Genomic DNA, 24,491 nt, shown 5'->3' on the forward strand with positions numbered 1-24,491 from the left:
GCGGCGGATAGGGTCGCAGCGGCGCGACTGCCTGTTCGGAAGCAAGGGGTTACCAAGGTGACGGACGAGGAAAAGGCAGAGTCGACGAAGACATGGGCGGAGGGCCAGGCGACCCGGCCGGCCCGCGTGCTCATCGCCGCGGACAAGTTCAAGGGGTCGCTGACCGCCGTGGGGGTCGCCGAGCATGTGACGGCCGGGCTGCGCCGGGGCGCGGCGGACGGCGCCGAGCTGGAGATCGTGTCGCTGCCGGTCGCCGACGGCGGTGACGGCACGGTGGACGCGGCGGTCGCGGCCGGATTCGCGCGGCGCGAGGTGACGGTCAGCGGGCCGCTGGGCACCCCGGTGACGGCCGCGTACGCGCTGCGCGGCGCCACGGCCGTGGTCGAGATGGCCGAGGCGTCCGGGCTGCGCCATCTCCCCGCAGGGACCTGCGCACCGCTGACCGCGTCCACCCACGGCAGCGGTGAGCTGCTGCGCGCGGCCCTGGACGCGGGGGCGCGCACGATCGTCTTCGGTGTCGGCGGCAGCGCCACCACCGACGGCGGCGCGGGCATGCTCGGCGCGCTGGGCGCGCGGCTGCTGACCGCCGACGGTACGCCCGTCGCGCCCGGCGGCGGCCCGCTGCGCGAGCTGGCCACGGCGGATCTGACCGGTCTCGACCCACGGCTCGCGGACAGCCGGATCGTGCTGGCCGGCGATGTCGACAATCCGCTGACCGGTCCGAAGGGCGCGGCGGCGGTCTACGGCCCGCAGAAGGGCGCGGACGAGGCGGACGTCGAGGCGCTGGACGCCGCGCTGGCGCACTACGTACGGGTGCTGGAGCGCGCCGTCGGCTCCCGGGCCGCCGACTGCGCCCAGGCGCCCGGCGCGGGCGCGGCGGGCGGTATCGGCTTCGCCGCGCTCCTCGGCCTGGGCGCCGCCTTCCGCCCCGGCATCGACGTGATGCTGGAGGTGCTCGGCTTCGCGGCGGCGCTGGAGGGCACGGACCTGGTGATCACGGGCGAGGGCTCGCTCGACGAGCAGACCCTGCACGGCAAGGCCCCGGCGGGGGTGGCCACGGCGGCCCGGGCGCATGGCATCGAGGTCGTGGCGGTCTGCGGCCGTCTCGCCCTCTCCCCGTCGGCCCTGGGCAACGCGGGCATCCGCCGCGCCTACCCGCTGACCGACCTGGAGCCGGATCCGGCCCGCTGTATCGCCCAGGCGGGCCCCCTCCTGGAGCGCACCGCGGAGCGGCTGGCCGCGGACTTCCTCGGCTGACGCCGTGGACGTCCCCGGCTGACGAGGAACCGGAAACGGGTGGGGCCCGAGCGCTGTCGCTCGGGCCCCACCCGTCTGTGCGTCCGCGTCGGAAGGCCGGTTACGGGACCTGCGCCGTCCGGGCCCCGCGGCGGTTGTCGCGGAAGGCGTTGACCCGGCGGGCGGTGGCGAAGAGCGGGATCACCGCGCCCATGACCACCTGGAGGGCACAGGCCGACTGGAGCAGCAGCTCGCCGCCGGGGGCCTCGAAGGCCCAGGCCGCCAGAAGGCCCATGCTGGTGACGATCCAGCCGAGCATGGCCACCGCGAGGCGGCCGCGCGGCTTGGGGTACTCCACCCGGCTCACCATCAGCCAGGCGATGCCGATGATCGCCAGCAGCGTCGGCACGAAGGGCAGGCCCAGGAGGACCACCGAGACGACCGTCAGCGCGCCGAACGGGCTCGGCATGCCCTGGAAGACTCCGTCACGCAGTGTGACGCAGGAGAATCTCGCAAGCCGTAGCACCACCGCCAGGAGCACCACGATGGCGGCCACCGCCGACACCCGCTGATACGCGTCGTCGGCGACCATGCCCCAGACGAGCACGAAGTACGCCGGGGCGAGACCGAAGCTGATCAGGTCCGAGAGGTTGTCCAGCTCCGCGCCCATCGCCGAGCTGCGCAGCTTACGCGCGACAAGCCCGTCGAAGAGGTCGAAGACCGACGCCAGCAGCATCAGCATCACGGCCGAGGCGGCGCTGTGCCGCGTCATACCGCCGTCCTCGCTGCCCGTGAGATGTGGGATGAGCACGCCGGTGGTGGTGAAGTACACCGCCAGGAAGCCGCAGGTGGCATTGCCGAGAGTGAGGGTGTCGGCTATCGACAGTCGTGTCGACAGCGGCATGTCGTCCGTCTCGTCGATGTCGTCCACCTCGGCTTCGGGAACCCAGGAAGCCTGTGTGTCGGGATCAATCACGGTCAAGGCGAGTCACCCCCGCGGTGGTGGCCTGGCCGACCTCGACCGCGACGTCGACACCCTCGGGGAGGTAGATGTCCACGCGCGAGCCGAAGCGGATGAGGCCGATCCGCTCACCCTGTTCGACCTTGGTGCCCTGCGGCACATAGGGGACGATGCGCCGGGCCACGGCACCGGCGATCTGGATCATCTCGATGTCCCCGAGCTCGGTGTCGAAGTGCCACACCACGCGCTCGTTGTTCTCGCTCTCCTTGTTGAAGGCGGGAACGAAGCCACCGGGGATGTGCTCGACCGAGGTCACCGTGCCGGCGAGCGGGGCGCGGTTGACGTGGACATTGAGCGGACTCATGAAGATCGCGACGCGGGTGCGTCCGTCCTTCCAGGGCATGATGCTCTGCACCACACCGTCGGCGGGGGAGATCACCCGGCCCTGGGTGATCTCTCTCTCCGGGTCGCGGAAGAACCACAGCATGCCCGCCGCGAGTGCGGTGGCGGGCACGGCGGCCGCCGCCCAGCGACCCGAGCGCCGGGCGCGAGTGAGACTGACCGCCGCGGTGGCGACGGTCGGGAGGAGCCACGGCGACGCTCCGCGCGCGAGGCGGACGCGACCGCGTTGTGCAGAGGAATGGCTGTGGGGCATGGATGACCTTCGTGGCGGAGGATGCCGCGACGCGAGACTGGGGACGGCGGCTTTCCGGGGATGGTATCGGTTGCGAGCGGTAACTGGGCAAGCGCCAGGGCCTGTCGGTGGCCGAAGACCCCTGGCGCGGTGTGACCTTGTTCTCTCGGATACCACCCCAAATGGGACGTTCAGCCTTGGGTCCGGTATTCCTCCAAGAGTCGTCGTCCAATAATCATCTTCTGGATCTCGGCGGTGCCTTCGCCGATGAGAAGCATAGGCGCCTCACGGTAGAGGCGCTCGATCTCGTATTCCTTGGAGAAGCCGTAGCCACCATGGATGCGGAAGGCGTCCTCCACGACCTCTTTGCAGTACTCCGACGCCAGGTACTTCGCCATTCCCGCCTCGAGGTCGTTGCGTGCGCCCGCGTCCTTCTTGCGGGCCGCATTGACCATCATCGCATGGGCCGCCTCAACCTTTGTTCCCATTTCAGCCAGTTTGAACTGGATGGCCTGGTGCTGGGCGATGGGCTTACCGAAGGTGTGGCGTTCTTGTGCGTACGCAACGCCCAGCTCGAATGCGCGTTGTGCGACGCCACAGCCGCGGGCGGCCACATTGACCCGGCCGACCTCGACTCCGTCCATCATTTGGTAAAAACCGCGGTGGGGGGAACCGCCGAGGACCCGATCGGCCGGAATGCGCAGTCCGTCCATGATCAGTTCGGTGGTGTCAACGCCCTTGTAGCCCATCTTGTCGATCTTGCCGGGGATGGTCAGGCCCGGCCTGACCTCGCCGAAGCCCGGCTCCTTCTCGATCAGGAAGGTGGTCATCGACTTATGCGGGGCGGCGCCCTCCGCGGCCCCCTCCGGGGTCCGGCACAACACGGCCACGAGGGTGGAGCTGCCGCCGTTGGTCAGCCACATCTTCTGGCCGTTGAGCACATAGTCGTCGCCGTCCCGCACCGCCTTGCTGGTGATCGCGGACACATCCGAGCCCAGCCCCGGCTCCGACATCGAGAAGGCGCCCCGGATCTCGCCCAGCGCCATCTTGGGCAGGAAATAGTCCTTCTGCTCCTGGGTGCCGTGCTGCTTGAGCATGTACGCCACGATGAAGTGGGTGTTGATGATGCCGGACACGCTCATCCAGCCGCGTGCGATCTCCTCCACACACAGCGCGTAGGTGAGCAGTGACTCACCCAGACCGCCGTATTCCTCGGGGATCATCAGCCCGAAGAGGCCGAGCTCCTTCAGCCCCTCGACGATCGCGGTCGGGTATTCGTCGCGGTGCTCCAGCTCGGTGGCGACCGGCAGGATCTCCTTGTCGACAAAGTCCCTGACCGTGGAGAGAATCTCCCGCTGGATGTCGGTCAGGCCGTCGGTCTGCGCGAGTCGGCTCATGTCACTGCTCTCCCAGCTCCGGGCGGCCCGGCTGCTCGCCGCCGCGCTCCTTGATGTACGTGGCGGTGGGCACCATCACCTTGCGGCGGAAGATACAGACGAGGGTGCCGTCCTGCTTGTAACCCTTGGTCTCCACGTACACGATGCCCCGGTCGCTCTTGGACTTCGACGGCGTCTTGTCCAGGACCGTGGTCTCGCCGTAGATGGTGTCGCCGTGGAAGGTCGGCGCCACATGCCGCAGCGACTCGATCTCCAGGTTGGCGATGGCCTTCCCGGAGACATCCGGCACCGACATGCCCAGCAGCAGCGAGTAGATGTAGTTCCCGACCACCACGTTCTTGCCGAAGTCGGTCGTCTTCTCGGCGTAGTTGCTGTCCATGTGCAGCGGGTGGTGGTTCATGGTGAGCAGACAGAAGAGGTGGTCGTCGTACTCGGTGACGGTCTTCCCGGGCCAGTGCTTGTAGACCGCCCCGACCTCGAACTCCTCGTAGGTGCGCCCGAACTGCATGCTCACGCCTCCGGGATCTCGAACGTGCTGGTGCGCCGCATACCGGCGGCGCGGCCCTTGCCGGAGACGACCAGGGCCATCTTGCGGCTGGCCTCGTCGATCATCTCGTCGCCGAGCATCGCCGAACCCTTCTTGCCGCCCGCCTCGGACGTGTAGTAGTCGTACGCGTCCAGGATCAGCTCGGCGTGGTCGTAGTCCTCCTGGGAGGGCGAGAAGATCTCGTTGGACGCCTCCACCTGGCCGGGGTGCAGCACCCACTTGCCGTCGAAGCCGAGCGCCGCGGCGCGCTGCGCGACCGCGCGGTAGCCGTCGATGTTGCGGATCTGGAGGTAGGGGCCGTCGATCGCCTGGAGGTTGTTGGCGCGGGCGGCCATCAGGATCTTCATCAGGATGTAGTGGTAGGCGTCGGCCGGGTAGCCGGGCGGCTGCTCGCCCACGACCAGCGACTTCATATTGATGGAGGCCATGAAGTCGGCCGGGCCGAAGATGATGGTCTCCACCCGCGGGGAGGCCTGTGCGATCTCGTTGACGTTGTTCAGGCCCTGCGCGTTCTCGATCTGCGCCTCGATGCCGATCCGGCCGAGCTCGAACCCCATCGTCTTCTCGATCTGGGTCAGCAGCAGGTCCAGCGCCACCACCTGCTGGGCGTCCTGCACCTTCGGCAGCATGATGCAGTCGAGGTTCTGGCCCGCGCCCTCGACGACGGTGACCACGTCGCGGTACGTCCACTCGGTCGTCCAGTCGTTGACGCGCACCACCCGCGTCTTGCCCGTCCAGTCGCCCTCGTTGAGGAACTTCACGATCGTGTGCCGCGCGTCGGGCTTGGCCAGCGGGGCGCAGGCGTCCTCCAGGTCCAGGAAGACCTGGTCGGCCGGGAGGCCCTGCGCCTTCTCCAGGAAGCGCGGGTTGCTGCCCGGCACGGCCAGGCAGGAGCGGCGCGGACGCAGCCGGTTGGGCGCGGTGCCCTCGGGGGCGGTCATACGGGAACCTCCAGAGCGGGAAGTGTGTTCGCGGTACGGATCTCATCGACGATACGGCCGATGATCTCGGTGATACCGAAGTCCTTGGGGGTGAAAACGGCGGCGACACCCGCCTCGCGCAGTGCCGCGGCGTCCGCGGCCGGGATGATGCCGCCGACGATGACCGGGATGTCCTGGGCGCCCGCGGCGCGCAGCCGCTCCAGTACGTCCGGTACCAGCTCGGCGTGCGAGCCGGACAGGATCGACAGACCCACGCAGTGCACGTCCTCGGCGACCGCGGCCGAGACGATCTGCTCCGGGGTCAGCCTGATCCCCTGGTAGACCACCTCGAACCCGGCGTCCCGGGCCCGTACCGCGATCTGCTCCGCGCCGTTGCTGTGGCCGTCCAGACCGGGCTTGCCGACCAGCAGCCGCAGCCGCCCGCCGCCCAGCTCCGCCGCGGTCTTCTCGACCTTCTCGCGGACGGAGGCGAGCAGTGAACCCGCCTCCGCCGCGACCGCGAGCGGCGCGCCCCCCACCCCCGTGGGGGCGCGGAACTCGCCGAACACATCGCGCAGCGCCCAGGACCACTCGCCCGTGGTGACGCCCGCGCGGGCGCATTCGAGGGTGGCCGCCATCAGGTTCTCGGTGCCCGCGGCCGCCTTCCGCAGTGCCGAGAGGGCGTCCTCGGCGCGGGTGGTGTCCCGCTGTTCGCGCCAGGTGTGCAGGGCCGAGACCACCCGTGCCTCATTGGCCGGGTCCACCGTCATGATGGCGGTGTCCAGATCGGCGGTGAGCGGGTTGGGTTCGGTGCCCTCGTAGCAGTTGACGCCGACGATCCTCTCCTCGCCGGTCTCGATCCGCGCCCGGCGCTCCGCGTGCGAGGCCACCAGCTGCGCCTTGAGATAGCCGGACTCCACGGCGGACATCGCCCCGCCCATCCCCTGGATCCGCTCGATCTCGGCCTCGGTCTCCTCGACCAGCGCGGCGACCTTGGCCTCGATCACATGGGAACCGGCGAAGATGTCGTCGTACTCCAGCAGATCGCTCTCATGGGCGAGCACCTGCTGGATGCGCAGCGACCACTGCTGGTCCCAGGGGCGTGGCAGCCCCAGGGCCTCGTTCCAGGCCGGGAGCTGGACCGCGCGGGCGCGGGCGTCCTTGGACAGGGTCACGGCCAGCATCTCCAGCACGATGCGCTGGATGTTGTTCTCCGGCTGTGCCTCGGTCAGCCCGAGCGAGTTGACCTGGACGCCGTAGCGGAACCGGCGCTGCTTGGGGTTCTGGATGCCGTACCGCTCACGGGTGATGCGGTCCCAGATGCGGCCGAAGGCGCGCATCTTGCACATCTCCTCGATGAACCGGACGCCCGCGTTCACGAAGAACGAGATCCGGGCGACCACATCGCCCTTGCGGTCCTCGGGAACCTGTCCGGAGTCGAACACCGCGTCCAGCACCGCGATCGCCGTCGACATCGCGTACGCGATCTCCTGGACCGGGGTGGCCCCGGCCTCCTGGAGGTGGTAGCTACAGATGTTGATCGGGTTCCACTTGGGGATGTGGTTGACCGTGTAGGCGATCATGTCGGTGGTCAGCCGCAGACTGGGCCCCGGCGGGAAGACATGCGTCCCGCGGGACAGGTACTCCTTGACGATGTCGTTCTGCGTCGTCCCCTGGAGCTCGGAGATATCGGCGCCGTGTTCCTCGGCGACCACCTGGTACAGCGCCAGCAGCCACATCGCCGTCGCGTTGATGGTCATCGAGGTGTTCATCTGCTCCAGGGGGATGTCCTGGAACAGCCGCCGCATGTCCCCCAGATGGGAGACGGGGACTCCGACCCGGCCCACCTCGCCACGGGCGAGGATGTGGTCGGGGTCGTAGCCGGTCTGGGTCGGCAGGTCGAAGGCGACCGAGAGACCGGTCTGGCCCTTGGCCAGATTGCGCCGGTACAGCTCGTTGGACGCCTCGGCTGTCGAGTGACCGGCGTACGTCCGCATCAGCCACGGGCGGTCCCGTTCGCGAGGTGAGCCGCTCATCAGATGTTCCGGAAGCGGTTGATGGCGTCGAGGTGCTGGGCCCGCTTCTCCGGGTCGCGCACGCCCATGCCCTCCTCGGGCGCGAGGGCGAGCACGCCGACCTTGCCCTGGTGGAGGTTGCGGTGCACGTCGTACGCGGCTTGGCCGGTCTCTTCGAGCCGGTAGGTCTTGGACAGGGTGGGGTGGATCTTGCCCTTGGCGATCAGGCGGTTGGCCTCCCACGCCTCGCGGTAGTTGGCGAAGTGCGAGCCGACGATCCGCTTCAGCGACATCCACAGGTACCGGTTGTCGTACTCGTGCATATAGCCCGAGGTGGAGGCGCAGGTGGTGATGGTGCCGCCCTTGCGGGTGACGTAGACACTCGCGCCGAAGGTCTCGCGGCCGGGGTGCTCGAAGACGATGTCGATGTCCTCGCCACCGGTGAATTCGCGGATCCGCTTGCCGAACCGCTTCCACTCGCGCGGGTCCTGGGTGCGCTCGTCCTTCCAGAACTTGTAGTCCTCGGCGTTGCGGTCGATGATCGCCTCGGCGCCCATCTTCCGGCAGATCTCCGCCTTCTGCGGCGAGGAGACCACACAGATCGGGGTGGCGCCGCCGGCCAGCGCGAACTGCGTGGCGTAGGAGCCGAGTCCACCGCTGGCGCCCCAGATCAGGACGTTGTCGCCCTGCTTCATCCCGGCGCCGTTACGGGAGACCAGCTGCCGGTAGGCGGTGGAGTTGACCAGCCCCGGCGCGGCGGCCTCCTCCCAGCTGAGGTGGCCGGGCTTGGGCATCAGCTGGTTGGACTTGACCAGGGCGATCTCGGCGAGACCGCCGAAGTTGGTCTCGAAGCCCCAGATGCGCTGCTCGGGGTCGAGCATGGTGTCGCCGTGGCCGTCGGCGCTCTCGAGCTCGACCGACAGACAGTGGGCCACGACCTCGTCGCCCGGCTTCCAGGCGTTGACCCCGGGACCGGTGCGCAGCACCACGCCCGCGAGGTCGGAGCCGATCACGTGGTACGGCAGGTCGTGCCGCTTGGCGAGCGGGGAGAGCTTGCCGTACCGCTCCAGGAACCCGAAGGTCGACATGGGTTCGAAGATGGAGGTCCACACCGAGTTGTAGTTGACCGAGCTGGCCATCACGGCGACGAGTGCCTCACCGGGGCCGAGCTCCGGCACCGGCACCTCGTCCACGTGCAGTGACTTACGGGGGTCCTTCTCCTTGGAGGTGAGGCCGGCGAACATATCGGCCTCGTCCTTGCGCACGGTCACCGCGCGGTACGACTCGGGGATGCGCAGTGCGGCGAAGTCCTCGGGTCCTGTGTCCGACGCCAGGATGGCGTCAAGTATCTCGTTCATCGGTGCCTCCGGCGAAGCGTCGCATGGGGACGCTTGAGGGAACGCTGGGCTCGTGACGGGTGATGCTGCTGCGGTGCCGTCGGTTCGGCGGAGGTGCTGCTCGATGGGCGCGGGTAGCGCCGGGAACGCCTGGTGACGCAGGCGCTGTCCGGACGCGCAAAGTGTTTTGCGGGGACAGCCGGCGCGCGGGGTGTGCAGCGCGCCGGCCGTCCGGACATCTTCACGGTATGGCACCCTGTGCCACCCCGCAAGACACTGCGTGCCAACAATTTCTCTCAGTTGTCATCCGCGGTGCACGCATGAGCAAGAACGGCCGTCCCGGAGGGGACGGCCGTTGCTGAGGGTGTTCGATGATGTGTGATGGGTAGGGGAACCGGGTTCGCGGACGAACGGCGGCACCTCGCGGCACCTTCGGCGGAGCGCGTCAGCGCTTGAGGGCCCGCTCGATCGTCCGCATGACCTCGTTCAGCGGCGCGTCGGTGCGGGCCACCATCACCACCACGTCGTCCTCCTCCTGCGCCGTCACGGTGGCCGCCTGGCGCCCCGGAGCGGGTCGTCCGGCGCCGATACCGGTGCCGAAGGTCTCCCGGACGATCGCGAAGGCGTGGTCGAGGTGGGTCTCCACCTCGCCCTTGCCGCCCGCCCGCAGCCAGCGCCGCAGGACGTGGTTGTGCGCCGTGACCACCGCCGAGGCGGCCACCTCCGCGAGCAACGGGTCGTCGTCGCCGTCGTGGTGGGCGCCCTCGTCGAAATGGCCCAGCAGATAGCGGGTGAACAGCCGCTCGTAGCGGGCCACCGAGGCGATCTCCCGCTCGCGCAGCGCCGGTACCTCACGGGTCAGCCGGTAGCGCTCCACGGAGACCGCGGGGGAGGCCGCGTACATCCGCATGACCTCCTTGATCCCCCGGCAGACCGTGTCCAGCGGGTTCTCATGCGGCGGGGCCGCGTCCAGCACGGCCGCGGCACGCACCAGGGTGTCGTCATGGTCCGGGAAGATCGCCTCTTCCTTGGAGCGGAAGTGACGGAAGAAGGTGCGCCGGGCCACCCCCGCCCGGGCCGCGATCTCGTCGACCGTCGTCGCCTCGTACCCCTGCGTCGCGAACAACTCCATCGCCGCCGCGGCCAGTTTGCGGCGCATGGTCAGACGCTGGGCGGCGGCGCGGCGGCTCCCCGCGCGCTCACCGCCGTCGGAGGAGTGCGAGGAGTTCGCGGACTTGCTACGAGCGGCCTTCACGGGCTGGGACATGTGGGGAACGTAACACGCCTGTGAGTGCCGGTGCGGGGGCGGACCAGCAGAGGGCTCCAGCAGTCCGCCCCACCCCGGATCGTACTCAGCGCCTCGCATACTCGCGGAAGCCGCGCCCGGTCTTGCGCCCCAGGCAGCCCGCCGCGACCAGATGCTCCAGCAGCGGCGCCGGAGCCAGCCCCGGATCGCGGAACTCGCGGTGCAGCACCTTCTCGATCGCCAGCGAGACATCGAGGCCGACGACGTCCAGCAGCTCGAAGGGGCCCATCGGATAGCCGCCGCCGAGCTTCATCGCCGCGTCGATGTCATCGGGGGTCGCGTAGTGCTCCTGGACCATCTTCACGGCGTTGTTGAGGTACGGGAACAGCAGGGCGTTGACGATGAACCCGGCCCGGTCGCCGCAGTCCACCGGATGCTTGCGCACCGCCGTGCAGACCGCGTGCGCGGTCGCCCGGACATCGTCCGCCGTCAGGACCGTACGCACCACCTCGACCAGCTTCATCGCGGGCGCCGGGTTGAAGAAGTGCAGCCCGATCACGTCCTGCGGACGCGAGGTGACCCGGGCGCAGGCGATCACCGGAAGCGAGGAGGTGGTGGTGGCCAGCACCGCCCCGGGCTTGCAGACCTTGTCCAGCACCCGGAACAGCTCCTGCTTGACGTCCAGGTCCTCGGCGACCGCCTCCACGGCCAGGTCCACACCGGAGAAGGCGTCCAGCGAGTCGGCCGGGGTGATCCTGGCCAGTGCGCCGTCCCGAGCCTCCTGGGTCATCCGCCCCTTGGTGACCGAGCGGTCCAGGGACTTGGCGATACGGGCCTTGGCCCGGTCCGCCTTCTCCTGGGTCCGGGCGGCCAGCACCACGTCCAGCCCCGCCTTGGCGAAGACCTCGGCGATACCGCTGGCCATCGTGCCCGACCCGGCGACGCCCACGGCACGCACCGGACGCGCCCCGTCCGCGGCGTGCTCCTCGTCCACCGTCGCCCCGTCCGGGACCACGGTGCCGCTGCCCGGCGCCTCGTAGGTGTAGAAGCCGCGGCCCGCCTTGCGGCCGGTCAGCCCGGCCTCGGAGAGCTGTCCCAGGATGGGCGCGGGCGCGTGCAGCCGGTCGCCGGAGGCCGCGTACATCGCCTCCAGGACGGTCCGGGCGGTGTCGATGCCGATCAGGTCCAGCAGCTCCAGCGGGCCCATGGGCAGCCCGCAGCCGAGCTTCATCGCCGCGTCGATGCCCTCGCGCGCCGCGTACTTGGCCTCGTACATCGCGGCGGCCTGGTTGAGATAGCCGAACAGCAGACCGTCGGCGACGAAGCCGGGCCGGTCGCCGAGGGCCACCGGCTCCTTGCCCAGCTCGCGGGCGAGTTCGGTGACCGCCGTGACGGCCGCGGGCGCGGTCAGCACGCTGGAGACGACCTCGACCAGCTTCATGGCGGGCGCGGGGTTGAAGAAGTGCAGGCCCAGCACCCGTTCCGGATGGGCGGATTCGGCGGCCAGCCGGGTCACCGACAGCGCGTTGGTGCCGGTCGCCAGGATGGCGCTCGGGCCGACCACGGTGTCCAGCTCGGTGAAGACCTCGTGCTTGATGCCGTAGTCCTCGGGCACGACCTCGATCACCAGCTGTGCGTCGGCCGCGGTACGCAGATCGGTGGAGACCCGGAGCCGGGACAGGATGCCGGTCCGCTCCTCCTCACTGATCCGCTCGCGTTCGACGGCGCGTGAGGTGGCAACCTCCAGTGCGGTCACGGCCCGTTGACAGGCGTGCTCACTGATATCGATACCGATCACCTCGCGCCCCGCACGGGCCAGGATTTCGGCGATGCCGGTGCCCATCGTGCCGAGACCGACGACGGCGACAGTAGTGAGCGGGGCCGCGGAGGGGGAGAGATCAGAGGAAGGAGTGGTGCTGACGCCGGTGTGTGGGAGACGGTCCATCGCGGACTCCAGAGGGTGTTCCCCGTCAACAGCGGGGATGAAGTGACGACTGAGGGGAGCTGGCGGTCATGCCGCTGAAGCGCTGGGGTCTGACGCGGATGACGCACAACTCCGACGAAGGGGCTTGCACGCTCCCTGGCGGACAGCGCCGCACGGAGGAAACCGCCCGTGGGAGACACACGGCGGGCCCTGTCCCGGGGCCGTGCCGAACTGCTGAGTACTGCCGAACCGACGTCACACAAGGCGGCTGCGTCACCAGGCCGCCCGAGCAGGGGTGCTGCTCGTGTCGCCATATTAACTCGCGGGTAACCAAGACGCCAGAGCAGTTCGCGAGCCGACGCCGTGGCGTGGCTCACCGGGGAGGGGAGACCTCGCATGGACGATGAATTCCGGACGCTCACCGAGCGGGTACGGGCCTCGCTCACCACGGAGCAGGAGACGGCGGCCCACGCCTCGCTGCTCTCGCTGGTACGCAAGGGCACCCCGGCCGCGCGGGAACAGCTCGCCCGCATCCTGGTCGCGCCCGGGCAGCCGCTGTGGGCGCGGGAGACCGCGGCCTTCGTACTCGGCAGCGCGGGCGACCGCCGGGCCTTCGAAACGCTGGTCCTGCTGCTCAACTACCGCGAGCCCGCGCGCTGTGCGACCGCCGCGCGGGTGCTGGCCCGGCTCGGCGATCCGCGCACCGCCCGCGCCGCCGCCGCCCTGGCCACCAACCCGCTGCGGACCGCCTACTCCCTGCACCCGATCCGGCTGCTGGTCGAGCTGCGCGCCCCCGAGTCGGTGCCCTCCCTGGTCGCCGCGCTGGAGCGGCAGTTGGCCGCACGGGACCGGCACTGGCCGATCGCCCGGGCCTGTGTGGAGGGTCTGGGCGCGATCGGCGACGAGCGGGCGGTCCCGGCCCTGACGGCCGCGGGCAAGTACATACGGCTGAGCGCGGCGGCGGCCGCGGCGCTGGCCCGGATCAGCGGGGGAGGCGGACCGCCGGACGCCGGACCGGCCGGCGCCGCGGACAAGGCACACGCGCGGTGACGGCGGGGCGCGGCCCCGCTGTTTCCGTACGGCCGCTCGCACCGTCGGCTCGGCGTGCCCCTTCGTACGGGCCCCTTCCGCGCGGGGTGCGGGTACGCGCTGCGCCTTGCGGGCGGTGCCGTACGGGTGCGTTCCGACCGCGCGGGACGGCTCTTCCTCGCGCGGTGCCGGGTACGCCGTGTGCCGTACGGGCCGTGCCGTACGGGCGGGTCCCGGCGGTACGGGGTCCGGCGCCGCTCAGCCGGTCACCGCGTCCAGCCGCCGCGCGTAGCGCACCTCGGGCACCGGCACCCCGTCCACGTCATACGCCGCCGCGCCGCCGTCCGGCTCGAACCCGGCCCGCTCGTAGAAGCGGCGGGCGCGGGCGTTGTCCCGCAGCACCCACAGCCGCAGCCGGGGGAAGCCCCGCTCGGCGGCCCGCTCCAGGGACTCGCCGAGCAGGGTGCGGCCGATGCCCGTACCCACCAGCGCCGGGCGTACGTACAGCGCGTACAACTCGGCGTCGCCCGCGGGCATATCGCGCTCCCGGTACGGCCCGAAGCAGCACCAGCCCACCGCCTCGCCGCTGTCCGCCTCCGCCACGAGGTTGACCACGTCCCCCACACCCCGTGAGAAGAACTCCCGCCGCCGCGCGGCGTCCTCCGCCACGCTCAGCCCGTCCAGATACGACTGCGGCATCAGCCCGGCGTACGCCTCCTGCCACCCCCGCACCCGCACCGCCGCCACCGCGTCGATATCCGCCTCGGTCATCTCCCGTACCAGCACCCCGTCCATGGCCCCACGGTAGGCCGCTTGACCTTGTCGCCGACGGCGGGGCCACACCTCACAGCAGGGTCAGCTGGGCCGGTTCCGCGCTCGCCGGGTCCGCCGTGCCCTCCGCGTCGGCGGGCGGCTCTTCCTCGCGCGCGCGGACATTGCGGTGCGCGCCCGGTTCGTAGGGGCCGATGCCGTACTCGGTGGCCAGATCGTGGACCATCCCGGTGATCCGCCGCTGGTACCACTTCGGGGCGTAGGTGCCGCCCTCGTACAGCGCGTCGTACCGGCGCAGCAGCCGGGGGTGGTGCTCGGTGAGCCAGGCGGTGAACCACTCGCGGGCGCCCGGCCGCAGGTGCAGCACCAGCGGGGTCACCGAGGTCGCGCCGGACTCCGCGATGGCCCGCACGGTGGCGCGCAGCTGCTCGGGGGAGTCGCCGAGGAACGGGATCACCGGGGCCATCAGCACCCCGCACGGGATGCCGTGGGACGTGAGGGTGCGCACCACGTCGAGCCGCCGCTCGGGCGAGGGGGTGCCGGGCTCGACGGTGCGCCACAGCTCGCGGTCGGTGAAGCCCACCGAGACCGAGACCCCGACATCGGTGACGCGCGAGGCCCGGCGCAGCAGCTCCAGGTCGCGCAGGATCAGCGTGCCCTTGGTGAGGATCGAGAACGGGTTGGCGCGCTCGGTGAGGGCGGTGAGGATGCCCGGCATCAGCCCGTACCGGCCTTCGGCGCGCTGGTAGCAGTCCACGTTGGTGCCCATGGCGAGGTGATCGCCGCGCCAGCGGGGGGAGGCCAGCTCCCGGCGGAGCAGCTCCGGGGCGTTGACCTTCACCACGATCTGGGAGTCGAAGCCCAGCCCGGTGTCCAGGTCCAGATAGCTGTGGGTCTTGCGCGCGAAGCAGTAGACGCAGGCATGGGTGCAGCCGCGGTACGGATTCACCGTCCACTCGAAGGGCATCCGCGAGGCGCCCGGCACCCGGTTGACGATCGAACGGGCCCGGATCTCGTGGAAGGTGATTCCGCGGAATTCGGGGGTGTCGATCGTGCGGGTCGTGACCGCGTCCGCCGCGAACAGGGCCGGGGCGGTCGCTTCGGTGTCGTTGGTCAGGTTGTCCCAGCGCATGGCACGCACCTCCGGGGTCTCGCTCGTACCACAATAGAACACATGTTTCATTCGGTTCCGTCAACCCTGGATTTGGGCGGCCGCCCCGGAGGTGGTTGGCTTGCCGCAGCCAGCGGCGCCGCGGTCAGCAGGGCGCCGCACCGGTTCACGGTCGATCACGGAGGAAGAGCAATGGGGCAGGTCGAGGCCACCACGGAGCGCGTTGTCACGGGTAAGCCCGAGGACGTGTTCGACGCACTCGCCGACTACCGCGAGACCCGCCCCCGGCTGCTTCCGCAGCACTTCAGCGAGTACGAGGTGCGCGAGGGCGGCGACGGCGAGGGCACTGTCGTCCACTGGAAGCTCCAGGCCACCAGCAAGCGGGTGCGCGACTGTCTGCTCGAGGTCTCCGAGCCCACCGAAGGACAGCTGGTGGAGAAGGACCGCAACTCCTCGATGGTGACCACCTGGACGGTGACCCCGGCGGGCGAGGGGCGGTCCCGGGTCGTCGTCACCTCGGTCTGGAACGGCGCGGGCGGGATCGGCGGTTTCTTCGAGCGGACCTTCGCGCCCAAGGGTCTCGCCCGTATCCATGACGAGCTGCTGGAGAAGCTGGCGGCGGAGACCGCCGCGCAGGGCTCCAACTGACGCCCCGCGCACCTGCGTCGGCCGGGCCGCGGCCGGTCCGCCCCGTCAGGGAGCGGCTGCCGCGGTCACCGGTTCGAGTGGTTTCCCCTTAGTCGCGGCATAACGCCCGCACACCGTCTCACCGGGGAGAATGTCCCCTCATCTCCCTCGTCGACGATTCGTCGTGGTTTGCCGGTAGTGACGCGTAATGCGAGAAATGGGCGGCGGCGCAGGCGTGACGAGGGGAGCAGGACGTGGGCCACACCAACGGGACCACCTTGGCGAAAGGCGCGGACGGAGCCGGGGACGCCGAGGGATACGGGCCCATGGGCGCCCCCCTCACCGTCTCCGTCTCCGTCCCCGCGCCCACCCCGGTCCCCGACACGGACGGTCGGCCGCCCCCGGAGGCCGACGGTCCGCTCGCGGCCGACGGTGCCGCGGCCCCACTCAGCCCGGCCCGGGTCCGGACGGTCTTCATCGGGCTGATGCTGGCGCTGCTGCTCGCGGCGCTCGACCAGACCATCGTGGCCACCGCCCTCCCCGAGGTCGTCGGTGAGCTCCACGGTCTGGACAAGATGTCCTGGACCGTCACCTCCTACCTCCTCGCCGTCACCATCGTGCTGCCGCTCTACGGCAAGCTGGGCGATCTCATCGGGCGCAAGAGCGTCTTCATCTTCGCGATCGTCGTCTTCATCGCCGGGTCGGCGCTGGCGGGCTGGTCGCGCACGATGGAGGAGCTGATCATCTTCCGTGCGCTCCAGGGCGTGGGCGCGGGCGGGTTGATGATCGGCGTTCAGGCGATCATGGCCGATATCGTTCCGCCACGGGAACGCGGTCGCTATATGGGGCTCATCGGCGCCGCGTTCGGCCTCGCCTCGGTGGCCGGACCCTTGATCGGCGGCTTCTTCACCGACCATGCCTCCTGGCGCTGGTGCTTCTACGTCAACGTCCCCTTCGGCCTGGTGACCCTGGCCGTCGTGGCCATGGTCCTCCGGGTGCCCGAAGCGCCCCGCCGGGCCCGATTCGACTTCCTGGGCGCGCTGTTCCTCTCGGTGTTCTCCACCTGCGCGGTGCTGCTGACCAGTTGGGGCGGTACGGAGTACCCCTGGGGCGACCGCGTCATCGTGGGGCTCGCACTGGGCGCGCTCGGCGCGGCGGTGCTCTTCGTCGTCGTGGAGTGCATCGCCCCCGAACCGATCATCCCCATGCGGCTGTTCCGCGATTCGGTCTTCTGCGTCAGCGGGCTGATCGGCGCGGTGATCGGGGTGGCCCTGTTCGGCGCCGCCAGCTATCTGCCCACCTTCCTCCAGATGGTCGACGGGGTCTCGGCCACCGAATCCGGTCTGCTGATGGTGCCCATGATGGGCGGCATGGTGCTGGCCTCGATCATCACCGGTCAGCTCATCAGCGGCACCGGGCGGTACAAGGTCTTCCCCATCATCGGCGGTCTGATCTCGGTGGGCGGCATGTGGCTGCTCTCCCGGCTGGACGAGAACACCTCGCGGCAGGAGTACAGCCTCTGGATGGGCATCCTGGGGCTCGGCCTCGGACTGGTGCTGCCGGTGCTGGTGCTCGCCGTCCAGAACTCCGTACCCGCCACCGACCTCGGCTCGGCCACCAGCGCCAACAACTACTTCCGGCAGATCGGCGGCAGCGTCGGCGCGGCCGTCTTCGGCACGCTCTTCGCCAACCGCCTCGCCGACCGGCTCGCGGTCGAGCTGCCCTCCGGGGCGGCGCTCGGCCGGAGCGGGGACGGCGGCGGTCTGACCGACCCCGAGTCGGTCACCCCGCAGATGGTGCACGCCCTGCCCGGTCCCCTCCGCGACGGGTACATCGCGGCGTACGCCCACGCCATGCCGCGGATCTTCCTCTATCTCGTGCCGGTGCTCGTCCTGGGCTTCCTGCTCGCCTTCCTGCTGAAGGAGAAACCTCTGGTGTCCCACACCGACTTCGCTGTCCAGCCAGACCCCGTCGTCCCCCCGGCGCGCACCGGCGCGGCGCCACGGCACGCCGCCTCCTCCGCCGCGCCGCCGCCCAGCGCGGGCGTCCCGGTCTGCGGCACCGTCCAGCACCACGACGGCACGACGGTCCCACGGGCCGCCCTCACCCTCATCGACGGCGGCGGGCGTCAGATCGGACGCGGTGCGAGCGGTGAGGACGGCCGGTACGCGCTGAGCACACCGGGCAGCGGTGCGTACGTCCTGATCGCGGCGGCCGGAGGGCATCAGCCCCGGGCGGTCAGCGTCACGGTCGGCGAGCGTCCGGTCGAGCTGGATGTGGTGCTCGGCGGCGCGGGACGGCTCGCCGGGGCCGTGCTCACCGCGGACGGCACCCCCGTGCGGGACGCCACGGTGACCCTGACCGACGTCCGCGGCGAGGTGGTCGCCTCCACCCGCAGCGGACGTGAAGGCGGCTATGTCATGGCCGAGTTGGTGGCGGGGGAGTACACCCTCGCCGCGAGCGCCCCCGCGTTCCGCCCCGCGGCCCTGCCGATCACCGTGCAGGCCGCGCGGGAGACCCGGCAGGACGTCGAGCTGGCGGGCGGCGCGGTGCTGCGCGGGGTGGTCCGCGCGGGCGGCGGCCGCCCGGTGGAGGACGCGCGGGTCACGCTGCTGGACGCGGCGGGCAATGTCGTCGACACGGCCACGACCGGGACGGACGGCGCCTTCCGCTTCATCGATCTGTCGGCGGGCGAGTACACGGTGATCGCCGCGGGCTATCCGCCGGTGGCGACCGTGCTCCAGGTGGCGGGCGGCGGCCGGACCGAACGCGACCTCCAACTGGGCCACGAGGACTGACGGCCCCTTCGCCGAGAACGCCTCGGAGCGCTTCGGAGCGCTTGAGACGGCTCGGCACCGCTCCGCTGTCGGCCTTTGCGCGCCGCCGGGAGCCATCCCCGACAGGGATGGCTCCCGGCGGCGTTGGCGTTCCCGGTGCCCGCGTCCGCGCGCGTGTTCGTCTCGCGGGGCACGGGAACGGGCGAGCCGTGGACGCTCCCCGGCACATGACACCTATTCGGGTATTGCCCCACACGGGCGGCCAGGACGGCCGTACCGTGGGTAGCGGTGTCGGAGATCTTGCGTGCGAAGGAGCTGCCGCCGATGGAGCATGGCACGTCGCGCGGCGACGACGAGTTGGGCGGCGCGCCCGCGGCGGTTGAGCGCCGTGGCGCCGTGCCGGGGAGGATGCCGCTCGCGGTGGTCGTGGTGGACGCCGAAGGGCTGATCACACACTGGAGTTCAGGGGCGCGCAAACTCTTCGGACGCGCCCGTGAACACGCCGTCGGGCGCCCTGCCGTGGATCTGATGCCGGTCTCGGGCGCGCTGCACGGCGCGGAGCTCTCCGGTGACCACCCCGGTCTCGAGGACTCGCTGAACGGACCGGTCCGCTATCCGACCGCGGGCCGCGCCCGGTTGGCGGATCCGGCGAAGCACCGGGCCGATGTGCTGTGGTGGGCCTATCCGCTGGTGGGGCCGGGCCCGGAGCGGCTGCTGGTGCTGGCCGCGGACGCCGCCGCGCTCGCCGGGGAGGCGACCGCGCCCGGTGCGGAAGCGCCCGGGGAGCATGAGCGGTTCACCCCCGGCTTCGCGCTGCACACCGAGTTCCCCGATGCCCGGCGGCTTGCGGGACGGCTGCCGGACATCCTGCCCAACATGGGCCCGGCCGCCATCGGCCGGATCGTGTCCCAGGTCCTTGAACTGGGCTATCCGGTCATGGAGATCAGCCACCACGAACGGGTCCCGGTGACGCCCGACTGGGGTATGCCCCGCTATCGCGAGCGCCAGGCGCGTCAGGAGGCGGCCCGGCGGCGCGTACAGACGACGGACGGCGCACGACCTCATCCGCACCCCCTCGAGGACTCCCCCGCGCCCGTCTCCCTCGCGCCCGGCGGGTCCGACCCGGGCGCCGAGACCGATGAGATCGACCTCGAACACGCCGCCGTACGTGAGCGGTTGGAGTTCCTCAACGAGGTCAGCGGCCGCATCGGCAGCTCCCTGGACCTCTCGCGCACCATCCGCGAGGTCACCAGCGCCGCCGTACCCCGCTTCGCCGACTTCGCCGGCACTCATCTGCGCGCCCAGGTGCTCGCGGGCGAGGGCTTCCCCGACGGACCGCCCGACATCACCACCGTCTGGCACCGCGTCTGGGTCGAGCACAACGATGAACCGGGCCGCTGGGACGACACCGTTCCGGTCGGCGAGAGCATCGCCTTCCCCGAACACACCCCGTTCTTCCAGTGCATGGTCACCGGTGAGCCGGTGCTGATCCCGCATCTCGGCGAGGAGATCGGGGATCGGATCGCCGGGCAGTTCGAGAAGCGCGATCTGCGGCCGCTGATCAACGGCCGCTCGGTGCTGATCGTGCCGCTCAAGGCACGCGATGTGGTGCTGGGCTTCATGGTGCTGCTGCGCCGCCAGGGGCGTGAGCTGTTCGACGATATGGACCGCACCACCGGCGCCGAACTCGCCGCCCGCGCCGGGCTGGTGCTGGACAACGCCCGGATGTACACCTTCCAGGAGAACGTCGCCGAGACGCTCCAGGACAGCATGCTGCCGCAGGTGACACCGCGGATGGCGGGCTGTGACACCGCCACCCGCTATCTGCCCGGCACCCGGCTCGGCCGGGTCGGCGGCGACTGGTTCGACAGCATCAAGCTGCCCGGTTCGCGCACCGCGCTGGTGGTGGGCGATGTGATGGGCCATGGGCTGAACTCGGCCGCGATGATGGGCCAGTTGCGCACCGCCGTGCAGACCATGGCCGCCCTCGACCTGCCGCCCGCCCAACTGCTGCGCCACCTCGACGACCTGGCGCAGCGGCTGGGCGAGCACTATCTCGCGACCTGTCTCTACGCCGTCTACGACCCGATCCGCTCCGAGCTGCTGATCGCCAACGCGGGACATATCCCGCCGGTGCTGGTGCGCGCCCAGGACGGCCGCAGTGAACTGCTGGACCTGCCGACCGGGGCGCCCATAGGGGTCGGGGGAGTGCCGTTCGAGACGGCGCGGGTCCGGGTGGCGCCCGGCGACCGGCTGGTGCTGTGCACCGACGGGCTGGTCGAGGTGCGTGGCCAGGACATCGGCGCGGGGCTCGCGGCGCTGTGCGAGTCCGCCGCGCATCCGGCCGCGTCCATGGACGACGCGTGCGACACCATCATCCGCGCCCTCAACCCGCGTGACGGCCGTAAGGACGATGTGGCGCTGCTGATGGCCCGGTTGAACGGCATTCCGTCCGACCATGTCGCCCAGTGGCGGCTGGCGCTCGACCATCAGGAGGTCGGGCGGGCCCGGCGGCTGGTCCGGGAGCGGCTGGACCACTGGGGGCTGGGCGAGGCCGCCGAGACGGCCGAGCTGCTGGTGAGCGAGGCGGTGACCAACGCGATACGGCACGCCCACACCCACCATGTGGTGCTGCGCGTGGTGCGCACCGAGGCCCTGCTGTGTGAGGTCTCCGACGATGACCACGAACTGCCCACGCTGCTGGCCGCGGACCGTGAGGACGAGTTCGGCCGGGGGCTCCGGGTGATCAGCGCGCTGGCCCGGGAGTGGGGCACCAGCCGCTCCGGGCGCGGCAAGACCGTCTGGTTCGAGCAGGCGCTGCCGCGCCCGGCGGTCTGAGCGTTCGAACACGAGGTGAAGGATTCCGGGGGCGCGCTCCGTCGTGCGCCGGAGCACTTGCCCGCGCCGGGTGGTCACGGTAGGCAGCGGGGCAGCACGTCATGGTGTCGGCCAAGTCGGACCCGGGGAGCGGCGATGAGCGTGTCGGAGCGGTACAGGCGAGCGTGGGAGAGCTACTGGAAGGAGACGTCGGACGCCGCGGGGGAGGCCATCTGGGACGCGGATCCGTCGTTGAGCGCGGCCCCGCACTCGGAGCTGCTGGCGCCGTACGCGGACCCCGCGCTGCCGGTCGTGGACCTCGGCTGTGGCAACGGCACCCAGACCCGTTATCTGGCCTCCCGCTTCCCGCGGGCGATGGGCGTGGACCTGTCCTGGGCGGCGGTGGAGCACGCGCGGCGCGCGGACACCGCGGGCGTCGCGGAGTTCCGGCAGCTGAGCCTGACGGACCGGGAGGGCATACGGGAGCTGCACGAGGAGCTCGGGGACGCCAATGTCTATATGCGGGCGGTGATCCACCAGAGCGACGCCGAGGACCGGCGGCCGGTCGCGGAGGCGGTGGCGGCCCTGGTGGGCGAGCGCGGCCGGGCGTTCGTGGTGGAGCTGACGGAGGCGTCCAAGGCCACGCTGGGCAGGCTGGCCGGGAGTCCCGGCGGTCCGCCCGCCAAGCTGCGGCGCGTCTTCGACCACGGCCTCAGACCGGCCGACGCGGCCGATGCCGAGGTGCCGGAGCTGCTGGTGGCGGTGGGGCTGGAGATCCTGGCCGAGGGGCCGACGGCGCTGGCCCAGACGGAGCAGTGGGCCGACGGCTCGCGGGTGGAGCTTCCGGCGCGCTGGTTCGTGGTGGGGCCGCAGCGGTCCGTACTGGGCTAGACCAGTTTTCCACAGGGCTGGTTCGTGTCCGCCCCAGCGCGTAACGTGACGAGGCATGAAGATCCTTATCAGCGCCGACATGGAGGGCGCCACCGGCGTGACCTGGCCCGCTGATGTGCTGCCCGGCACCCCGCAGTGGGAGCGCTGCCGCCGCCTGTTCACGTCCGACGTGAGCGCGGCGGTGGCCGGGTTCCTCGACGGCGGCGCGGACGAGGTCCTCATCAATGAGGCGCACTGGACGATGCGCAATCTGCTGCTGGAGGAGCTGGACGAGCGAGCGCAGATGCTCACCGGCCGGCATAAGAGCCTGAGCATGGTCGAGGGGGTGCAGCACGGCGATGTGGACGGGATCGCGTTCGTCGGCTATCACACCGGCGCGGGCACCGAGGGCGTCCTCGCCCACACCTATCTGGCCAACTCCATCACCGGCGTATGGGTGGACGGCGTGCCCGCGAGCGAGGGGCGGCTCAATGCCCTGGTCGTCGCCGAATACGGGGTGCCGGTGGTGCTGGTGACCGGCGACGACCGCACCTGTGAGGATGCCAAGGGCTATGCCCCGCAGGCCCGTTCGGTCGCCGTCAAGGACTATGTGTCGCGCTATGCGGCGGTGTGCCGCACCCCCGCCCGGACCGCGGCCGATATCCGGGCGGCGGCCCGGGAGGCCGCCGCCCTCGCGGTGCGCCATGAGCCCGCGCGCGGCGGGCCGTTCACGGTGGAGCTCGAGTTCGACGCCGCGCATCTGGCGGGCGCGGCCGGTGTGGTGCCGGGGGTGGAGCCGAGCGGTGAGCGCCGCGTCGCCTACACCTCACCCACGATGTACGAGGGCATCCGCTGCTTCAAGGCGGTCACGACGGTCGTCTCGGCCGCGGTGGAGGAGCAGTATGGCTGACCAGGACCGTCCCCGGACGATCGAGGCGATCGACCCCCAGGCGCTCGACGAGGTGGTGCGGTTCACCTCCGAGCTGATCGCCATAGACACCACCAACCGCGGCGGCGGCGACTGCTCCGAGCGGCCGGCCGCCGAATATGTGGCGGAGATGCTCAGCGATGTGGATATCGACCCCACCCTGCTGGAGCGCTCACCGGGGCGGACCAATGTGGTCGCCCGGATCGAGGGCACCGAGCCCTCCGCACCCGCGCTGCTGGTCCACGGCCATCTGGATGTGGTCCCCGCCGAGCCCGCCGACTGGACCGTGCACCCCTTCTCCGGTGAGGTCCGTGACGGGGTGGTGTGGGGCCGCGGCGCCATCGACATGAAGAACATGGACGCGATGGTGCTGGCGGCCGTCCGCGCCTGGGCCCGGTCGGGGGTCCGGCCGCGCCGGGACATCGTGCTGGCCTTCACCGCCGATGAGGAGGACAGCGCCGAGGCGGGCTCCGGCTTCCTCGCCGACCAGCACGCCGAGCTGTTCGAGGGCTGCACCGAGGGCATCAGCGAATCGGGGGCCTTCACCTTCCACGCCGGAGCCGGGATGCGGCTCTACCCCATCGCGGCGGGGGAGCGCGGCACCGCCTGGCTCAAGCTCACCGCCCGCGGCCGGGCCGGACACGGTTCGAAGGTCAACCGGGCCAACGCGGTCAGCAGACTGGCCGCGGCCGTGGCCCGGATCGGCGAGCACCAGTGGCCGGTGCGGCTCACCCCCACGGTGAAGGCCGCGCTGACCGAACTGGCCGCGCTGCGCGGCGTCCCGGCCGATCTGGACGCCGCGGACCTCGATATCGACGCGCTGCTGGCCGAGCTGGGCCCGGCCGCGGCCCTGGTCGAGCCGACCGTGCGGAACAGCGCCAACCCCACGGTCCTGGAGGCCGGTTACAAGATCAATGTGATCCCGGGGAGCGCCACCGCCTATGTGGACGGCCGGATGCTGCCCGGTGCGGAGGAGGAGTTCCACACCACCCTCGACCGGCTCACCGGGCCCGAGGTGGACTGGGAGTTCCACCACCGCGAGGTCCCGCTCCAGGCGCCGGTCGGGCCCGGCGCCCCCACCTATCAGGCGATGCGCGCGGCCGTGGAGCGGTTCGACCCGGGCGGCCATGTGGTGCCGTACTGCATGTCCGGCGGCACGGACGCCAAGCAGTTCTCCCGCCTCGGCATCCTCGGGTACGGCTTCTCACCGCTGCGGCTCCCCGAGGGCTTTGACTACCAGGCGCTCTATCACGGCGTGGACGAGCGGGTGCCGGTGGACGCCCTGCACTTCGGCGTCCGGGTGCTCGACCACTTCCTTCAGAGGGCATGAGCGATGCGGCAGCA

At 71.0% G+C, this 24,491-nt stretch carries 19 protein-coding genes; 8 read left to right on the forward strand and 11 right to left on the reverse strand.

The window, feature by feature from the left end:
* Window positions 1-126: 126 nt before the first annotated feature.
* Window positions 127-1,257: a glycerate kinase gene (locus tag AB0C66_RS24580; protein WP_362442653.1), complete on the forward strand. Its 1,131-nt coding sequence runs from the start codon at window positions 127-129 to the stop codon at window positions 1,255-1,257.
* 100 nt (window positions 1,258-1,357) lie between these two features.
* Here AB0C66_RS24580 and pssA read toward each other — a convergent pair whose 3' ends face one another.
* From pssA to AB0C66_RS24625, 9 genes are all read right to left on the reverse strand, one after another.
* The gene (pssA, locus tag AB0C66_RS24585; RefSeq protein ID WP_362442440.1) at window positions 1,358-2,218 is read right to left on the reverse strand and encodes a CDP-diacylglycerol--serine O-phosphatidyltransferase; all 861 of its coding nucleotides are present in this window, start codon (window positions 2,216-2,218) and stop codon (window positions 1,358-1,360) included.
* Entirely contained in the window at window positions 2,205-2,852 is a 648-nt protein-coding gene (locus tag AB0C66_RS24590; protein WP_254737565.1) for a phosphatidylserine decarboxylase, read from the reverse strand. The genes pssA and AB0C66_RS24590 overlap by 14 nt, the downstream gene beginning before the upstream one ends.
* A 170-nt stretch (window positions 2,853-3,022) precedes the next feature.
* Window positions 3,023-4,228, reverse strand: coding sequence for an acyl-CoA dehydrogenase family protein (locus AB0C66_RS24595; RefSeq protein WP_362442443.1), 1,206 nt, complete (start codon window positions 4,226-4,228; stop codon window positions 3,023-3,025).
* A 1-nt stretch (window position 4,229) separates the two neighbouring features.
* Window positions 4,230-4,736 carry a MaoC family dehydratase gene (locus AB0C66_RS24600; protein WP_362442656.1) on the reverse strand — a complete coding sequence of 169 codons (507 nt, stop codon included), beginning with the start codon at window positions 4,734-4,736 and terminating at the stop codon, window positions 4,230-4,232.
* A gap of 2 nt (window positions 4,737-4,738) precedes the next feature.
* Window positions 4,739-5,716 carry a CoA ester lyase gene (locus AB0C66_RS24605; RefSeq protein ID WP_362442446.1) on the reverse strand — a complete coding sequence of 326 codons (978 nt, stop codon included), beginning with the start codon at window positions 5,714-5,716 and terminating at the stop codon, window positions 4,739-4,741.
* Window positions 5,713-7,731, reverse strand: coding sequence for a protein meaA (locus AB0C66_RS24610; RefSeq protein ID WP_362442449.1), 2,019 nt, complete (start codon window positions 7,729-7,731; stop codon window positions 5,713-5,715). The genes AB0C66_RS24605 and AB0C66_RS24610 overlap by 4 nt, the downstream gene beginning before the upstream one ends.
* A complete protein-coding gene (gene ccrA, locus AB0C66_RS24615; RefSeq protein WP_362442452.1) occupies window positions 7,731-9,068 on the reverse strand; it encodes a crotonyl-CoA carboxylase/reductase in 1,338 nt (445 codons plus the stop codon). The genes AB0C66_RS24610 and ccrA overlap by 1 nt, the downstream gene beginning before the upstream one ends.
* A 424-nt stretch (window positions 9,069-9,492) precedes the next feature.
* Window positions 9,493-10,314, reverse strand: coding sequence for a TetR family transcriptional regulator (locus AB0C66_RS24620; RefSeq protein WP_362442455.1), 822 nt, complete (start codon window positions 10,312-10,314; stop codon window positions 9,493-9,495).
* Between the two features lie 85 nt (window positions 10,315-10,399).
* Complete coding sequence (locus AB0C66_RS24625; protein WP_362442458.1) at window positions 10,400-12,238, reverse strand: 3-hydroxybutyryl-CoA dehydrogenase; 1,839 nt, start codon at window positions 12,236-12,238, stop codon at window positions 10,400-10,402.
* 375 nt (window positions 12,239-12,613) lie between these two features.
* Here AB0C66_RS24625 and AB0C66_RS24630 point away from each other — a divergent pair, with 375 nt between their 5' ends.
* Window positions 12,614-13,267 carry a HEAT repeat domain-containing protein gene (locus AB0C66_RS24630; protein ID WP_362442461.1) on the forward strand — a complete coding sequence of 218 codons (654 nt, stop codon included), beginning with the start codon at window positions 12,614-12,616 and terminating at the stop codon, window positions 13,265-13,267.
* A 237-nt stretch (window positions 13,268-13,504) separates the two neighbouring features.
* Here the strand turns inward: AB0C66_RS24630 and AB0C66_RS24635 are convergent, their stop codons facing one another.
* Both AB0C66_RS24635 and AB0C66_RS24640 read right to left on the reverse strand, forming a co-directional pair.
* On the reverse strand, window positions 13,505-14,041 hold the full coding sequence (locus tag AB0C66_RS24635; RefSeq protein ID WP_362442464.1) for a GNAT family N-acetyltransferase: 537 nt from the start codon (window positions 14,039-14,041) through the stop codon (window positions 13,505-13,507).
* 49 nt (window positions 14,042-14,090) lie between these two features.
* A complete protein-coding gene (locus AB0C66_RS24640) occupies window positions 14,091-15,149 on the reverse strand; it encodes an Rv2578c family radical SAM protein (RefSeq protein WP_362442467.1) in 1,059 nt (352 codons plus the stop codon).
* 171 nt (window positions 15,150-15,320) lie between these two features.
* On the opposite strand from AB0C66_RS24640, the gene AB0C66_RS24645 reads away from it, so the two are divergent.
* From AB0C66_RS24645 to AB0C66_RS24670, 6 genes are all read left to right on the forward strand, one after another.
* On the forward strand, window positions 15,321-15,776 hold the full coding sequence (locus AB0C66_RS24645; protein ID WP_362442470.1) for an SRPBCC family protein: 456 nt from the start codon (window positions 15,321-15,323) through the stop codon (window positions 15,774-15,776).
* Window positions 15,777-16,009: 233 nt separating this feature from the next.
* Window positions 16,010-18,553, forward strand: a complete 2,544-nt coding sequence (locus tag AB0C66_RS24650) for an MFS transporter (RefSeq protein WP_362442473.1) — start codon at window positions 16,010-16,012, stop codon at window positions 18,551-18,553.
* A gap of 303 nt (window positions 18,554-18,856) precedes the next feature.
* Complete coding sequence (locus AB0C66_RS24655) at window positions 18,857-21,370, forward strand: SpoIIE family protein phosphatase (protein ID WP_362442476.1); 2,514 nt, start codon at window positions 18,857-18,859, stop codon at window positions 21,368-21,370.
* A 135-nt stretch (window positions 21,371-21,505) separates the two neighbouring features.
* On the forward strand, window positions 21,506-22,240 hold the full coding sequence (locus AB0C66_RS24660) for a class I SAM-dependent methyltransferase (protein WP_362442479.1): 735 nt from the start codon (window positions 21,506-21,508) through the stop codon (window positions 22,238-22,240).
* A 55-nt stretch (window positions 22,241-22,295) separates the two neighbouring features.
* Window positions 22,296-23,129: a M55 family metallopeptidase gene (locus tag AB0C66_RS24665; RefSeq protein ID WP_362442481.1), complete on the forward strand. Its 834-nt coding sequence runs from the start codon at window positions 22,296-22,298 to the stop codon at window positions 23,127-23,129.
* The gene (locus AB0C66_RS24670; RefSeq protein WP_362442483.1) at window positions 23,122-24,477 is read left to right on the forward strand and encodes a M20/M25/M40 family metallo-hydrolase; all 1,356 of its coding nucleotides are present in this window, start codon (window positions 23,122-23,124) and stop codon (window positions 24,475-24,477) included. Before AB0C66_RS24665 ends, AB0C66_RS24670 begins: the two co-directional genes overlap by 8 nt.
* Window positions 24,478-24,491: the final 14 nt, after the last annotated feature.

It is taken from the genome of Streptomyces sp. NPDC048636 (assembly GCF_040650655.1).
Classification (GTDB): Bacteria; Actinomycetota; Actinomycetes; order Streptomycetales; family Streptomycetaceae; genus Streptomyces.